Source organism: Bacillus sp. FSL K6-1338, from assembly GCF_038006965.1.
GTDB lineage: Bacteria > Bacillota > Bacilli > Bacillales > Bacillaceae_G > Bacillus_A > Bacillus_A thuringiensis_S.
Genome location: NZ_JBBOWI010000001.1, coordinates 4,752,366 through 4,765,263, shown reverse-complemented (window position 1 = coordinate 4,765,263; position 12,898 = coordinate 4,752,366). Strand labels below are relative to the sequence as shown.

Here is a 12,898-nt window from a genome sequence, read left to right as displayed (position 1 = left end):
GAGTATTTCATTATAGGGAACGATTGGAAAAAATCTTAGAATCTTCATTTGAGCAAATCGCTTTCATACGTTAGAATAGATATGTTACATTGAAAGAAGCGAACACGGTAAACTATTTCATATTGTGCGGAGTTGATAACCATGACAAAACAAACAGAATATAAGCGCAAGCCCGAATGGTTGAAAATTAAGTTAAACACGAATGAAAACTATACAGGCTTAAAGAAAATGATGCGTTCTAAGAATCTTCATACCGTTTGTGAAGAGGCAAAATGTCCGAATATTCATGAATGCTGGGCTGTAAGAAAAACAGCAACATTTATGATTTTAGGTGCGGTTTGTACACGCGCTTGTCGTTTTTGTGCGGTTAAAACAGGCTTACCAACTGAGCTTGATTTACAAGAACCAGAACGCGTAGCAGATTCAGTAGTACAAATGGGCTTAAAGCACGTTGTTATAACAGCGGTTGCACGTGATGATTTAAAGGACGGCGGAGCAGCTGTTTTTGCTGAAACAGTACGAGCAGTACGTCGTAAAAACCCATTCACGTCTATCGAAGTATTACCATCTGATATGGCTGGGGTAGAAGAAAACTTAAAAATGTTAATGGATGCAAAACCAGATATTTTAAACCATAACATTGAAACAGTACGTCGATTATCTAACCGAGTTCGCGCTAGAGCAAAATATGACCGTTCATTAGAGTTTTTACGTCGAGCAAAAGAAATGCAGCCTGATATTCCAACTAAATCGAGCATTATGGTCGGCTTAGGTGAAACAAGAGAAGATTTAATTGAAGCAATGGATGACTTACGTGCAAACAATGTGGATATTTTAACTCTTGGACAATATCTACAACCATCTAAGAAGCATTTACCAGTTATTAAATATTATCCACCAGCAGAATTTGCAGAGCTTAAAGAAATTGCACTTAGCAAAGGATTTAGCCACTGTGAAGCTGGCCCACTTGTGCGTTCTTCTTACCATGCGGACGAGCAAGTACGTTCTGCAAAAGAAAAAACAGCAGAAGCTAAATAATGAAAAAAGAGAGCTAACGATTAGCTCTCTTTTTGTTTGTACTCTAAAACGGTATTTGGACATGTTAATAAAATCTTTTTTAATTCTTCTGTGGATAATTCAATTGTAAATTCAGGAACACCAGGTGTAATTAAAATTTTATCGTACGTATAAACGGAACTGTCCACAATAATTGTTACATCTTGTGAATAACCAAAAGGAGCTACACATCCTGGAGTACAGCCAGTTTCCATTCTTAGTTCATCAGGAGAACAGAGCGATAAGCGTTCTCCAGTTATTTCTTTCATCTCTCCTCGGTTAAGCCGAGTTCCTTCTAACGTAAAAAACACGTAAAAATTTCCAGATGTTGATTTTAAAAATAAGCTTTTACTTGGAGTACCTTGTAAGCCAAGTCTCTCACGTACAATCCGATCTGTCTCATAATCGAGTACCGGTTCGTGTTCGAACTTTTCATAAGAAACATTTGTTTTATGTAGTAGAGCAAGTACGTCTTCGTACATATGAAATAATACCCCTTTCTATTGTTAGAACAGTCTCTTCTCGTGGCGTCAACTGAATGTTTTTGAAAGGGATATTACTTGGACGATGCTTTCCATAAGCGTGTTATGATACATTGTTCGTCGATTGTAATTTCGTAAATATCAGGATTCGTTAAAGCTCTCCATTCATTAAAGCCAATCGTATGATCAAAATGCTTTAAAATGAGTGTAAGTAAATTGCCGTGTGTAACAAGTAGTGTTGTCGTATGGTTTAATTGTAAAACATCTTGAATAAGCGATATGGCACGGTCTGTTGCTTGTTTTGTTGACTCTCCGCCTGAAAAGGCAATATCTATGTTCGTAAAAGTGGATTCTAGTTTTTGCATCCAATCATCCATTGGAACGTTGCTCAATATGCGTTCAGTTAATCGTTCATCTTCTTGGATAGATAAGCTAGCTTGGAGCGCATAGGGCCGAATGGAATCGATAGCTCGGACAAATGGGCTTGAAATAATATGATCGATTTGTAGATGATTTTCTAAGAGGAATGTAGCAAGGTTATTTGCTTGATCTTTCCCATCGGTCGTTAATTCAGCATCACGTTTTTGCCCAGTTGCTGAACAATGTCGTATTACAATAATTTTCTTCATAATTCATCCCCATCTTTCAAGTTGACGCTATATACTTCGACAAATGTGGAAATAATTCCTTTTTATTGGAAACGGCATATGGATTTAAATATGTGGAAAAGTAATGTGGATAATAAAAAATTGAGGTGCAATGATGAAAAAAATGATATGTATCATATTCATTATTTGTTTTCTTACGCAATTGTCCACAACATATGCAGAATCCAACCAAAAACTAAATTATCCAAGCAATCGAAATAAGTCATTTGTGAGTGAGGATGTTTTTTATAAACAGTTAGATAAGAAAATCTATAAAGAATATAAAAATGCAGCATATAGTGTTCGGAAAAAAATCTTATTTAAAGAAGTGCCTGATGAAGAATTTTCTTTCCTAAAAAAAACAGCTGTCGGTTGTCGAAGTAGAGTGGTGCTTCAAGATTTTTTTGTTCACCCTGATCGCCAAGTTTATTTTTTCGCTTCTTTTACTCAAAATGAAGTAGAAGAGTTTCATAAGTACATCGTTATAGATGCAGAAACAAAGAGGGAGCTAAAGGAGGGTAAAAGTTATCATCATTGTGATAGTCCTTATAAAAAATAACCCACCAACCGGTGGGTTATTTTTTTACTCTGGTACACTCATTAATTTCTCTTTCATTTTGCGAATAAGAACGACAGCACCAATTGTACACAGAAGTGTAATTCCTTCGGCAACAAAGATATTGATTGTCTTTGTTTGGTAAAGTGCCGCAAAGAAGTCTACAAATGCGTGGAATAGTATAGCGTATACTAGGAAGATATATTTCTTCTGTTTTACTGCGTATAAAACAAGCATTGTAAAGGCGATTTGAAGCACGAGTGCCATAATTCTTTCTACGCTACCAAGGAAGTATAAGTAGGCAGGTTGCTGAATTAACATGTCTTGTAAAATGCTGAGTTCGGGTTTTTGTTCAATCAGTTGAGCGAAGCTACCATCGTTAATAGAATTAGCAAAGATTAATGCTTGTAATGCAGAAAAACCGCCAATTAAAATAGATTCAATTCCGCCGTGACCAATTCCATAAGCGAAGCCATCTTTATATTCTAGATATTTTTTTAGTAAGAAGAAGAAGGCAACGAAGCGTCCTAATTCTTCAAAAATACCAGCAGTCAATCCGCCATAAATTGCGAAGGCAAACGGATTTTCTAAAAATGGAGCGATTGTTGGATTACCGCGCATAAATAGGTGGAATGGTGTTTCAAGAATTTGGGTAAATCCGATAAAGATAAGAACACCAATGCCGACCACTTTCCAATTAATATTATATTTTTTACGGAAATAAACGAGTACGATAATTGGGACCAGAATCGAGACAATGAGTTGAAAGATGATGCTGGCAATTACAGTATTTGAAACCATACTTTCACCGCTTTCTAATATATGTACATATCTATTATGCATGAAATACGGGAGAGATGAAACTTTTAGAAAGAAAATGAATTTACTTATTGACTCTAACGTTGCGTCATACTTTATCGTATGTACTAAGGGGGAGATACACATGACAATGAAGGTAAAAGAAGTAGCTGATTTAGTTGGAATTAGTGTGCGCACACTGCATCATTACGATGAAATTGGGTTGTTAACCCCAGACGAGACGACAGAGTCTGGATATCGTCTGTATTCCAATGAAAATCTAGAGACATTGCAGCAAATTTTGTTTTTTAAAGAGCTTGGCTTCCCTTTGAAGAAAATTAAAGAAATTATCATGAGTCCATCATTTGATCGCGAAGAGGCACTACAGCTTCATAAGAAAATGCTTATTGAAAAGCGTGCCAGATTAGATAAGGTGATTGCGACGATTGATAAAACAATTCAGCATACAAAAGGAGAGATTGAAATGACGAACAAAGAGAAATTTGAAGGATTCGATTTCAGCCATAACCCATATGAAGAAGAAGCACGTGAAAAATGGGGAGACGCAGCTGTAGATAAAGCGAACGAATATGCAAAAGGTATGTCAAAAGAGAACCAAGAAGAGTTTAATACTATTTATAGAAATTTAGCGGTACTGAGACACGGTGCACCAGATTCTAAAGAGGCGCAGGGAGCAATCAAAGTATGGTACGATTACTTGCAAAACTTTAGTCACTATTCATTAGACGCTTTTAAGGGACTCGGTCAAATGTATGTCGCTGATGAGCGCTTCACGAAAAATATCGATAAGTTTGGCGAGGGGTTAGCGCAGTTTATGTGTGATGCGATGGAAGTTTATGCGGATCGTAATAAAAAGTAAAACAGGTGGAGATTTTCTCCACCTGTTTTACTTTTTAATCATATCATTCAAGGTCTGATCCCCCGTATTGTTCAAATGAGGATTTTTACTCATTTCACGTTTTAACATATCGAGGCTTTGCGTATATTCTGTATCATTTAATGCGCCAGATTGAAGGCCTTGAATTTGGGAAATCAACTTTTGGTCTGTTGATACATATGCTTTATAATAGCGAGGGACGATGGACAAGGCAGCTCTATATACTTGATCCGCTACAAGTTTCGGATCCGTTGTGTTTGCACGGTATACAACGAACACTTCATCATCAGTAACGAGTGTAGCAGCGTTTGTAACGTCAGGAAGTTTGACGGTCATGCTTGTAATCATTTCAGCGACTTTCTCGCGATTAATGGCCCCTACTTGTTTGTTAGATACTTCATGCTTTTGTTTAGAAGAATAACCGACTCTTGTGAGTCTTGTATTTGTATTTTCCGTATGATACATGTCGTTTTTATTGGAAACAAGAACACGGCTTCCTTCTTCACGTTCCATTTCAGCTTTGTTCGCTGATTGGCACCCTGCAAATAAGGAAATAGTGAGAAGGGAAAGTAAAATTTGTTTTTTCACGATGTATCACCTCCTTCTCCATAGCATGCACTAATTTTCAATTTTTTGTATTTGAAATTGTTGGTTGGTATGCTTTGTGATACGATAAAAAGAAGAATGCTTAGAGAGGAAGTTAATGATGGAGCAAAAGCAAGAGCAAGAGATTCATGCTACGGTGAGCATTAATAATGTTCAGTACGAAGTAATTAAAAACTTTCGTGACGGTTTTAGTGAAGAAGCATTTAAAGAGCGCTATGCAGAAATTTTAAATAAATATGATTATATCGTTGGAGACTGGGGATATGAGCAACTTAGACTGCGAGGATTCTTTGATGATAGTAACCAACGTGCGACATATGATACGAAAATTAGTACGTTAACGGAGTATTTATACGAGTACTGTAACTTCGGTTGTGCACACTTCGTATTACGAAAAGTGAAGAAGTAAAAAAATCCTCTTACAATTGTAAGAGGATTTTTTACATATTCTCGCTTATAAACAAATCGAGATATGATCGCCTTCAGAAAGTATTGTATTTGGCTTCATTTGTTGTCCGTTCAATTGAATATCCCCATTTTTAATTTTATCCACAATGAGTGTACGGCTCCAGTCAGAAATATATGTGGATAAGGCTTTATCGATGCGGTGGGAACCGAAAATGAGGTCTAATACAATCGTGATTTCGGCTATGCCGTTTTCTTTATGTTGCATAATGGAAATAGTAGTACTTGTTTCCGTTTGATCTTGCTGGGTCATATCGACTGTTTCAACGTGATCAGTAAATGATTTATAAATACGCAGTTTTTGATTCCACGTATGATCTTTCGGACATTTATAAATAGCAAAGCGGTATATGTTTTTTCCATTGGCGTTATGCCTACGAATATTCGTATCAGTAAATAGGGTAGTACGTCCGCAATTTTTACAATACTTTTCGATTGTGTTTTGCTCGTTTTCATATAAACTCCAAGAAAGTTGTACTTTCTGCATTTTCCTTCACCTCTTATAGTAGTGGCAAAGAAACGTAATACAGCTATTTGGATGTCTTGTAGTATGAAGACATGAGAAAAAGACAAAAATAAAAGGAGGTTCCCCAAAGAGGAACCTCCGTAAACATCATACTACAGATGCAATACGTTCCTTTGTAATGGGAATGGGCAGACTACTCCCTTGAAAAAGCGTGGTGCTTTTTTGAGAGTAATGCTATCCAATTGCTGGTCCATTACAAAGTAAATGTTGGCATACGTAGATAACGTCCTTTCTATCCAAATAGATTTATTCTTCATTATAACATATAATACTGAAAATTCAAAATAATAAAGGCGGAAAAACACCAGCTAAAATAGCTGGTGCATACGATAAATTATATAAGTTCAAATAAAAATGAGCGTAACTCTTCTGCAATTTCTTCAGTCATAGAAAATGCGTGCTCTAAGTAGCCTGGTTCGTTTAAATCGTCAGCACCGATAATTGCAAATTTATTACTTTGCATATCAAGTACAATTGTTTTACCGTAATGACGATCGGAATATAAAAGCGCTAAATCATGACGCTCATTTTCTCCCATAAAGCTAACGAAACGAGTTTTTGTAGCGACAGTGTCGTCGTACAGAAAGAAACGTTCTTCCATACACATGGCTCCTTTTATTAAATATCTAAGTTTAAGTGTGGCTTATGATCTAAATGGTGATGCGTTTTAATGAATCGTACTGTTCTTGTTTTGTAACGCATTACGATAGAGTATGTTTCAGCTAAATCTCCGCCTAGGAATTTCACGCCGTCTAATAACTCACCAGCAGATACACCAGTTGCTGAGAAGATTGCATCATCACCAGATACTAAATCGTCTAACATAAGAAGTTGACGAGGATCTTCTAATCCCATTTCACGACAACGAGCTTCTTCTTCTTCGTTCATTGGAACTAAGCGAGCTTGCATTTCACCTTCAAGGCACTTTAATGCTGCTGCAGAAATAACACCTTCTGGAGCTCCGCCAATACCTACGAATAAGTCGATACCCGTTCCAGGTAGTGCTGTTGCGATTGACGCACCAACATCACCGTCACCAAATAATTTTACGCGTGCACCTTTTGCACGAACACGGTCAATAATATCTTGATGACGCTCACGTTCTTGAACGATAACTGTTAGATCACGAATCTTTTTATTGTTAGCTTCTGCTACAATTTCAATTGTTTTTTCAATTGGATCATCTAAGCTAATTTTACCAGCTGCTTTTGGACCAACCGCGATTTTTTCCATGTACATATCAGGAGCATGAAGAAGGTTCCCTTTGTCTGCGATTGCAATAACTGCCATTGCATTTGCAAGACCTTTTGCAACGATGTTTGTACCTTCTAATGGGTCAACGGCGATGTCTACTTCTGGACCGTTACCTGTTCCTAGTTCTTCACCAATATACAACATCGGTGCTTCATCAAGTTCTCCTTCACCGATTACAACTGTACCTGCCATGTTTACTGAATCAAACATATCACGCATTGCTGTAGTTGCTGCATCATCTGCTTCGTTCTTCTTTCCGCGGCCCATCCACTGTGCGGATGCTAATGCTGCTGCTTCTGTTACACGGACAATTTCTAGTGCGAGTTCACGTTCCAAGATTTCATTCCTCCAATTTCAAAAATCATACAAATATAACTATAACAAATAACGGAGAAAAGGTGAATTCGAAAAATTGTCGATTTTTTCAGAAGAAAGCGTTACAATTAAAATGTAAATGCTTTAATTTCCAGGTAGGTGACATTCATGTATTTTGTAGACAGAAAGAAAATAGAACAAATGCTAGTATGTTTAGAACGAGCAACAAGTACATTTCAAGAGAAAAAGATATATGAAACCGAGTTTGAATTTTACGCATTAGAGCGCATAGCCCATCTTATTATTGATACTGTATTAGATGTAGGAAATGCGATGATTGATGGATTTATTATGCGCGATCCAGGAAGCTATGAAGATATTATTGATATTTTAATGGATGAGCGAGTGATAAGTGAAGAAGATGGACAAGGGATGAAAGAAATTATCCTTCTTCGAAAAATGCTTACGCAAGATTATATTCAAATGAATCATGATGAATTATATAAGACGATTCAAAAACATATTGCAGTGGTAGAAAAATACCCAGCAAATATTCGCAGTTATTTAGAAAAGGAATTAGGACCTGTATCTGCATTTGTACCAGAATAATTATGCTTATAAGATCCCCAGAGAATGCCTTTTGGGGATCTTATATTGTATGTGAGAAAGAAAAGGGAGAAGGGTGAAGTATGGGGGAAGCACGTACTACGAAAGACGAGATTGTACAATTGTTGAAAGTAAAGGGAGAGCACACAGTAGCGGAACTAGCTGACGTTTTAGAGATTACAGAAATGGCAATCAGAAGACATTTAAGTAATCTTGAGAAAGATGGACTCATTTATTCTAAGATGGTAAGGCAACATGTCGGAAGACCAACTTATTTGTATGGATTAAGTGAAAAGGGAGAAGATACATTCCCGAAAGAGTATAAGCAATTTGCGATTGATATGCTAGAAGATTTAGCTCGGATGGGCGATGAAAAAATACTTCAATATGTTTTAAAAGAAAGAACGAAGCGTATGGAAGAACAGTTGCAAAAGAGAGTAAGTAATCAAAAGAATTTAGCATATAAAGTGCAAGAGATAGCAGCTATGCAAGAGAAAAATGGTTATATGGTTCAAATAAAGAGAGATGGAGAGAAATCTTTCGTAATTGAAAAACAAAACTGTCCGTTAAAAGAAATTGCAGAGAGATTCCCACAAGTATGTAAAGATGAAAAAGAGATGTATAAGCGTTTATTTACGAACGCAGATGTGAAAACGCTAGCAAACATGTGCGAGGGCGATTGTAGTTGTTCTTACCAAATAAAAGAGAAAAAATGAACGTTATGGGGCGCTTTAAGGTAAAGCGTTTTTTTCTTTTGGAAAAGCGGGTAATATAAGAGTGGTATGATAAGGTGAGAACGTTAGCATAAAAGGAGAGACATAATCGATGTATAAAGGTTACTTAATTGACTTAGACGGTACGATGTATCGCGGGGAAGAACAAATTGAAGAAGCAAGCGACTTCGTCAAAGCATTAGGAGAGCGCGGCATTCCATACTTATTCGTTACGAATAACTCAACTCGCAAACCAGAACAAGTGGCAGAAAAGCTTGTTCGTTTCGATATTCCAGCGAAAGCGGAGCAAGTATTCACAACGAGTATGGCGACTGCGAACTTCATTTATGAACGTAAACAAGATGCAACTGTATATATGATTGGTGAAGAAGGCTTACACGATGCACTTGTGGAAAAAGGATTTGAACTTGTGGATGAAAATCCTGATTTCGTTGTTGTTGGTTTAGATCGTGACATCACATATGAAAAATTAGCAAAAGCGTGTCTTGCTGTGCGTAACGGCGCGACGTTTATTTCTACAAATGGAGACATTGCCATTCCGACTGAGCGCGGATTGTTACCAGGTAACGGCTCATTAACATCAGTTGTAGCAGTATCAACAGGTGTGGATCCAATCTTTATCGGAAAACCAGAATCAATCATTATGGAACAAGCTTTAAAAGTTCTTGGCATAGAAAAAAATGAAGCATTAATGGTTGGGGATAACTATGATACAGACATTTTAGCAGGAATAAATGCTGGCATGCATACGCTTCTTGTCCACACTGGAGTCACAACTGTGGAGAAGTTAACAGAATATGAAGTACAACCAACGCAAGTTGTGCATAACTTGACGGAGTGGATTGAGAAGATGTAATGAAAAACAGGTAACCGAAGAGGTTACCTGTTTTTTTTATTAAAACGCACGATTCACAACATCTTTAACTTCTTCAAGATATTGTTTACGCACACCATCATCCACAGAAGGGACACTCGTATAGAATGTGTGCTCAATTGTTTCAATGCCTGTAAATTCAAAAATACCAACATCCACTGTTTTCTTCATTGCGTCAAACATCCCGCCTGCTGTGTATGCTTCTTTCGTATTGCCCATTGTAGATAATAACAATCCTTTTTTACCGCTTAATAACTTTTCAATGCCTTTTTCACCATAAGCATAAGCAAAGCCGTGGCTAAATACACGGTCAACGTATCCTTTTAAAATAGCAGGAAGTCCCGCCCACCAAACTGGATAAATGAATGTAATGCTATCAGCCCAAGAGATATGCTCTTGCTCTTCTTTAATATCTTCTGGTGTGTTTCCTTGAGAAAATGAGATGAAATCGGAAGCGCCTAATACTGGATTGAAGTTTAATTCGTATAGATCGCGAACGCGTACTTCATGACCTTTTTCTTCTAATTCACTTTTTACCGTTTCTAAAATTGCATGGTTGAAGCTTTCTGTATTTGGGTGTGCATAAACGATTACATGTTTCATTGTTCTTCCTCCTATTTTGTGGATATGTGAATAGTTATTTGTATATATGTAACCATTATGGTTACTCCTTTTATGGAAGTCAAGTAATACATATGTATAAAAAGACGCTCAAAAATCGCCTTTTTATACCCCGCTCATACAAAGTACAAAGAAGACAAATAAAATAATGACAAGACCAATGCCGAAGTTAAATACGAGAGTGCTATCCATATATGTAGCCTCCTTGTTTGAAAGTAAAAAGCACTCTAGTTAAGAGTGCTTTTTTATTTTGAATCTACTTTATAACTTTTAGAAAGTGATTCATGCTTGTAATGATTTACATTATTTTATGTATTTATACTTTGAAATGAGTAAGTCCTTGTGGGATATAGAAAAAAAGACACTCTTTCGAGTGTCTTTTAAGATGACAAAATGTGCCAATTGCTTGAGGTTGATAAGACGCTAATTTCCGTGTTAGCGCCTTTTCTTTAATCAAGAAGTGTAGCAACAGCGATTCAAATAAATTGTACCATTTGTTTAATTGTGGTGCGTATGCAATTGTGCATATTTTAATCATGAGGTAGGTAATGAACTGTGAATAATTTGAAGTGATTTATTTACGATTTCTTCTGCGGCATATATGCCGATTGCGTCTGTTTTTAAAATATAGGATTGTAAGTTATCATGCATTGCTCCTAACTCACCATGAAGTGGTGCGAAGGCATGGTTCGCCTTTTCAAGCATGCATAAATCAAGTAAAGAATCCCCAGCTGTAATAATCGTATCTATTTGCAAAATTTCTTTTATATATTGCACGGCATCCCATTTGTTAATTGGTTTTGGTACAAAGTATAGCTTCCTACCTTGAAGTGAATGATTCCAGCCTTGTTTGTCTAACCAGGAAGTGAAGGATGATAATTCATCATAAGGAATGTTCTCCCGTTTAATGATGCAATAATGGAATAGATCATCGGCTGTTTTTTGTGATATAACCCAATCTTTATGAGCAATTTGTCCAAACTCCTTTAGTATGTCGTTTCTCTCTATACATTCAACCGATAGTCTTTCTTTTACTGTCCTGTTCCAAGTACCATCTTGTTTACCGTTATGAAGGATATTACCGCCGTTACTTGTAATGGCGTATTCGGGAATGATTTCGTTTTGGAATAAAGTAATACGCTGAAACTGCTCAATAGTTCTTGTTGTAACTGGGATGAAATGTGAGTGCAGTTGTAATTTTTTTAGTAGTGAAATGGTTTTATGTGATATGAAAGAAATTTCTTTCCCATCTAAAGTTTCAATGAGTTGAATTGATTCATCTTCTATAGGGGCACGAAACGATTTCCGGGAATAAATAAGCGTTTGATCAAGATCACTGGCAAAAATCATAACGTTTCCCTCCTAAGAGGCTTAATGAGCCCGCAACATGAATAAGTCATATTCTCATAGATTTCAATAGGGACATTCTTTTCTTTAGCGAGAAGTAAAATATGCTTTAAATCGGGATTGTTTTGCTTACATATTAAAATTTTCCACGGTATTCTCCGGAGTAATACGCGAGTTGTTTCGCCGACTCCTGGTTTAATTAAGTTAATATCGTCAATTTCAAAGTGACTTTGGATAGACTGTATATCTTTTAATCCTTGCCAAGAGGGATCAGTGTAAGTTGAAGTAATATAACGTAATTGATTATCTATATGAGAATGAACAGAAGGGAATAAATCTGTCACCTCATCAACGAAGAAATTTGATAAGTCTTCTTGTTCTAGCTCTTTATAATATTTAACACCATGAAAATCATTTGGACCAATATAGGTATTATTTAGTACAGTGCGGCTAATGAGTCCAGAGACGGTTGCATTTAAGCAAGCGCTAGGAATAAGAAAATCTTCACGTGTACCGTAAATTGAAGTACAGTAACCGGGATCAGCAAGCACAGCCATACAATGAGAAATGTGTGTATTATTTCGTTCGTTAAATATGTGTACTGCATATTCTAATTCTTTTTTTATTGCACCTTTCCCAGTCCATCCATCAATGAATTGAATTGTTTCTTTAGGGTGATGTTCCAAAATATAATGGAGTGCATTTTCATCAATACCGCGTCCGCGAACAATAGAAATACAATAGTGAGGTACATCAAGGTTGTATTGATAGCGTATGTAGCGTTTTATAAGAATGCCAATAGGTGTACCAGCACGAGCTAATGAAACGAGGACAAGGTTAGTTCCTTTAGTCTGTATAATTTGTTCGGCGACAACTCCAACAGCGATGGCTAGTTTGTGTTTGTATTGTTGCAGAGAAGAAAAGAATAAATCCATATACGCTTTAGATGGTTTATATTCCATTGGTAACATTTCAGAATAATGTGTGCCAGCTTGAATTGCTTGTTCTCTAGTTTCTGTGGAACTTTCTTTCATTAAATCACTAATATCTTTTAATAGAAAAATAGCATCATTTGGATCATAACTACTAATGTGAGAATTTACTTTTACCATA

Annotated in this window: 17 protein-coding genes; 7 read left to right on the top strand and 10 right to left on the bottom strand. The window is 36.5% G+C overall.

What is annotated here, in order from left to right; genetic code table 11:
- The first annotated feature begins 141 nt into the window (after nt 1-141).
- Nucleotides 142-1,038 (top strand): lipoyl synthase, encoded by an 897-nt coding sequence (lipA, locus tag NZ044_RS24630; protein ID WP_000166367.1) that lies wholly within the window; start codon nt 142-144, stop codon nt 1,036-1,038.
- A 20-nt stretch (nt 1,039-1,058) separates the two neighbouring features.
- On the opposite strand, the gene NZ044_RS24625 is transcribed toward lipA, so the two are convergent.
- Nucleotides 1,059-1,538 (bottom strand): YbaK/EbsC family protein, encoded by a 480-nt coding sequence (locus tag NZ044_RS24625; protein WP_000272753.1) that lies wholly within the window; start codon nt 1,536-1,538, stop codon nt 1,059-1,061.
- A 74-nt stretch (nt 1,539-1,612) separates the two neighbouring features.
- Nucleotides 1,613-2,167, bottom strand: coding sequence for a histidine phosphatase family protein (locus NZ044_RS24620; protein ID WP_000721045.1), 555 nt, complete (start codon nt 2,165-2,167; stop codon nt 1,613-1,615).
- A 142-nt stretch (nt 2,168-2,309) separates the two neighbouring features.
- Here NZ044_RS24620 and NZ044_RS24615 point away from each other — a divergent pair, with 142 nt between their 5' ends.
- Nucleotides 2,310-2,744, top strand: a complete 435-nt coding sequence (locus tag NZ044_RS24615) for a hypothetical protein (RefSeq protein ID WP_057096754.1) — start codon at nt 2,310-2,312, stop codon at nt 2,742-2,744.
- 24 nt (nt 2,745-2,768) lie between these two features.
- On the opposite strand, the gene NZ044_RS24610 is transcribed toward NZ044_RS24615, so the two are convergent.
- On the bottom strand, nt 2,769-3,584 hold the full coding sequence (locus NZ044_RS24610) for a YhfC family intramembrane metalloprotease (RefSeq protein WP_002083707.1): 816 nt from the start codon (nt 3,582-3,584) through the stop codon (nt 2,769-2,771).
- Between the two features lie 100 nt (nt 3,585-3,684).
- Here NZ044_RS24610 and NZ044_RS24605 point away from each other — a divergent pair, with 100 nt between their 5' ends.
- Nucleotides 3,685-4,419 (top strand): MerR family transcriptional regulator, encoded by a 735-nt coding sequence (locus NZ044_RS24605; RefSeq protein ID WP_000178111.1) that lies wholly within the window; start codon nt 3,685-3,687, stop codon nt 4,417-4,419.
- 27 nt (nt 4,420-4,446) lie between these two features.
- On the opposite strand, the gene NZ044_RS24600 is transcribed toward NZ044_RS24605, so the two are convergent.
- Entirely contained in the window at nt 4,447-5,025 is a 579-nt protein-coding gene (locus NZ044_RS24600) for a YhcN/YlaJ family sporulation lipoprotein (RefSeq protein ID WP_000744128.1), read from the bottom strand.
- Between the two features lie 115 nt (nt 5,026-5,140).
- On the opposite strand from NZ044_RS24600, the gene NZ044_RS24595 reads away from it, so the two are divergent.
- Complete coding sequence (locus NZ044_RS24595) at nt 5,141-5,452, top strand: YutD family protein (RefSeq protein WP_000970508.1); 312 nt, start codon at nt 5,141-5,143, stop codon at nt 5,450-5,452.
- A gap of 45 nt (nt 5,453-5,497) precedes the next feature.
- Here NZ044_RS24595 and NZ044_RS24590 read toward each other — a convergent pair whose 3' ends face one another.
- From NZ044_RS24590 to glpX, 3 genes are all read right to left on the bottom strand, one after another.
- Nucleotides 5,498-5,995 carry a hypothetical protein gene (locus NZ044_RS24590; RefSeq protein ID WP_017763725.1) on the bottom strand — a complete coding sequence of 166 codons (498 nt, stop codon included), beginning with the start codon at nt 5,993-5,995 and terminating at the stop codon, nt 5,498-5,500.
- Nucleotides 5,996-6,368: 373 nt separating this feature from the next.
- Nucleotides 6,369-6,635 (bottom strand): DUF3055 domain-containing protein, encoded by a 267-nt coding sequence (locus NZ044_RS24585; RefSeq protein WP_000392611.1) that lies wholly within the window; start codon nt 6,633-6,635, stop codon nt 6,369-6,371.
- A 17-nt stretch (nt 6,636-6,652) separates the two neighbouring features.
- Nucleotides 6,653-7,624, bottom strand: a complete 972-nt coding sequence (gene glpX, locus NZ044_RS24580; RefSeq protein ID WP_000439090.1) for a class II fructose-bisphosphatase — start codon at nt 7,622-7,624, stop codon at nt 6,653-6,655.
- 147 nt (nt 7,625-7,771) lie between these two features.
- Between glpX and NZ044_RS24575 the strand changes: the two genes are divergently transcribed.
- The 3 genes from NZ044_RS24575 to NZ044_RS24565 all read left to right on the top strand — a co-directional run bounded on the left by NZ044_RS24575 (nt 7,772) and on the right by NZ044_RS24565 (nt 9,799).
- Nucleotides 7,772-8,212, top strand: a complete 441-nt coding sequence (locus NZ044_RS24575) for a DUF86 domain-containing protein (protein ID WP_000274010.1) — start codon at nt 7,772-7,774, stop codon at nt 8,210-8,212.
- An 80-nt stretch (nt 8,213-8,292) separates the two neighbouring features.
- The gene (locus NZ044_RS24570) at nt 8,293-8,925 is read left to right on the top strand and encodes a helix-turn-helix transcriptional regulator (protein WP_000503340.1); all 633 of its coding nucleotides are present in this window, start codon (nt 8,293-8,295) and stop codon (nt 8,923-8,925) included.
- A gap of 109 nt (nt 8,926-9,034) precedes the next feature.
- Nucleotides 9,035-9,799: a TIGR01457 family HAD-type hydrolase gene (locus tag NZ044_RS24565; protein WP_000276467.1), complete on the top strand. Its 765-nt coding sequence runs from the start codon at nt 9,035-9,037 to the stop codon at nt 9,797-9,799.
- Nucleotides 9,800-9,838: 39 nt separating this feature from the next.
- On the opposite strand, the gene NZ044_RS24560 is transcribed toward NZ044_RS24565, so the two are convergent.
- The 3 genes from NZ044_RS24560 to NZ044_RS24550 form a co-directional block, all read right to left on the bottom strand.
- Complete coding sequence (locus NZ044_RS24560) at nt 9,839-10,420, bottom strand: NAD(P)H-dependent oxidoreductase (protein ID WP_000683427.1); 582 nt, start codon at nt 10,418-10,420, stop codon at nt 9,839-9,841.
- A 552-nt stretch (nt 10,421-10,972) separates the two neighbouring features.
- Entirely contained in the window at nt 10,973-11,788 is an 816-nt protein-coding gene (locus NZ044_RS24555) for an HAD family hydrolase (RefSeq protein WP_000575387.1), read from the bottom strand.
- The gene (locus NZ044_RS24550) at nt 11,785-12,897 is read right to left on the bottom strand and encodes a cysteine protease StiP family protein (RefSeq protein WP_118961878.1); all 1,113 of its coding nucleotides are present in this window, start codon (nt 12,895-12,897) and stop codon (nt 11,785-11,787) included. Before NZ044_RS24550 ends, NZ044_RS24555 begins: the two co-directional genes overlap by 4 nt.
- Nucleotide 12,898 lies beyond the last annotated feature (1 nt).

What these genes read in the sequence shown, in the direction of transcription:
- NZ044_RS24550 (WP_118961878.1), bottom strand. Translation starts at nt 12,897, where the DNA reads ATGGTAAAAGTAAATTCTCACATTAGTAGTTATGATCCAAATGATGCT.
- NZ044_RS24615 (WP_057096754.1), top strand. Translation starts at nt 2,310, where the DNA reads ATGATATGTATCATATTCATTATTTGTTTTCTTACGCAATTGTCCACA.
- NZ044_RS24610 (WP_002083707.1), bottom strand. Translation starts at nt 3,584, where the DNA reads ATGCATAATAGATATGTACATATATTAGAAAGCGGTGAAAGTATGGTT.
- NZ044_RS24620 (WP_000721045.1), bottom strand. Translation starts at nt 2,167, where the DNA reads ATGAAGAAAATTATTGTAATACGACATTGTTCAGCAACTGGGCAAAAA.
- NZ044_RS24565 (WP_000276467.1), top strand. Translation starts at nt 9,035, where the DNA reads ATGTATAAAGGTTACTTAATTGACTTAGACGGTACGATGTATCGCGGG.
- NZ044_RS24590 (WP_017763725.1), bottom strand. Translation starts at nt 5,995, where the DNA reads ATGCAGAAAGTACAACTTTCTTGGAGTTTATATGAAAACGAGCAAAAC.
- NZ044_RS24605 (WP_000178111.1), top strand. Translation starts at nt 3,685, where the DNA reads ATGACAATGAAGGTAAAAGAAGTAGCTGATTTAGTTGGAATTAGTGTG.
- NZ044_RS24555 (WP_000575387.1), bottom strand. Translation starts at nt 11,788, where the DNA reads ATGATTTTTGCCAGTGATCTTGATCAAACGCTTATTTATTCCCGGAAA.
- NZ044_RS24625 (WP_000272753.1), bottom strand. Translation starts at nt 1,538, where the DNA reads ATGTACGAAGACGTACTTGCTCTACTACATAAAACAAATGTTTCTTAT.
- NZ044_RS24585 (WP_000392611.1), bottom strand. Translation starts at nt 6,635, where the DNA reads ATGGAAGAACGTTTCTTTCTGTACGACGACACTGTCGCTACAAAAACT.
- lipA (WP_000166367.1), top strand. Translation starts at nt 142, where the DNA reads ATGACAAAACAAACAGAATATAAGCGCAAGCCCGAATGGTTGAAAATT.
- NZ044_RS24570 (WP_000503340.1), top strand. Translation starts at nt 8,293, where the DNA reads ATGGGGGAAGCACGTACTACGAAAGACGAGATTGTACAATTGTTGAAA.
- NZ044_RS24595 (WP_000970508.1), top strand. Translation starts at nt 5,141, where the DNA reads ATGATGGAGCAAAAGCAAGAGCAAGAGATTCATGCTACGGTGAGCATT.
- NZ044_RS24560 (WP_000683427.1), bottom strand. Translation starts at nt 10,420, where the DNA reads ATGAAACATGTAATCGTTTATGCACACCCAAATACAGAAAGCTTCAAC.
- NZ044_RS24575 (WP_000274010.1), top strand. Translation starts at nt 7,772, where the DNA reads ATGTATTTTGTAGACAGAAAGAAAATAGAACAAATGCTAGTATGTTTA.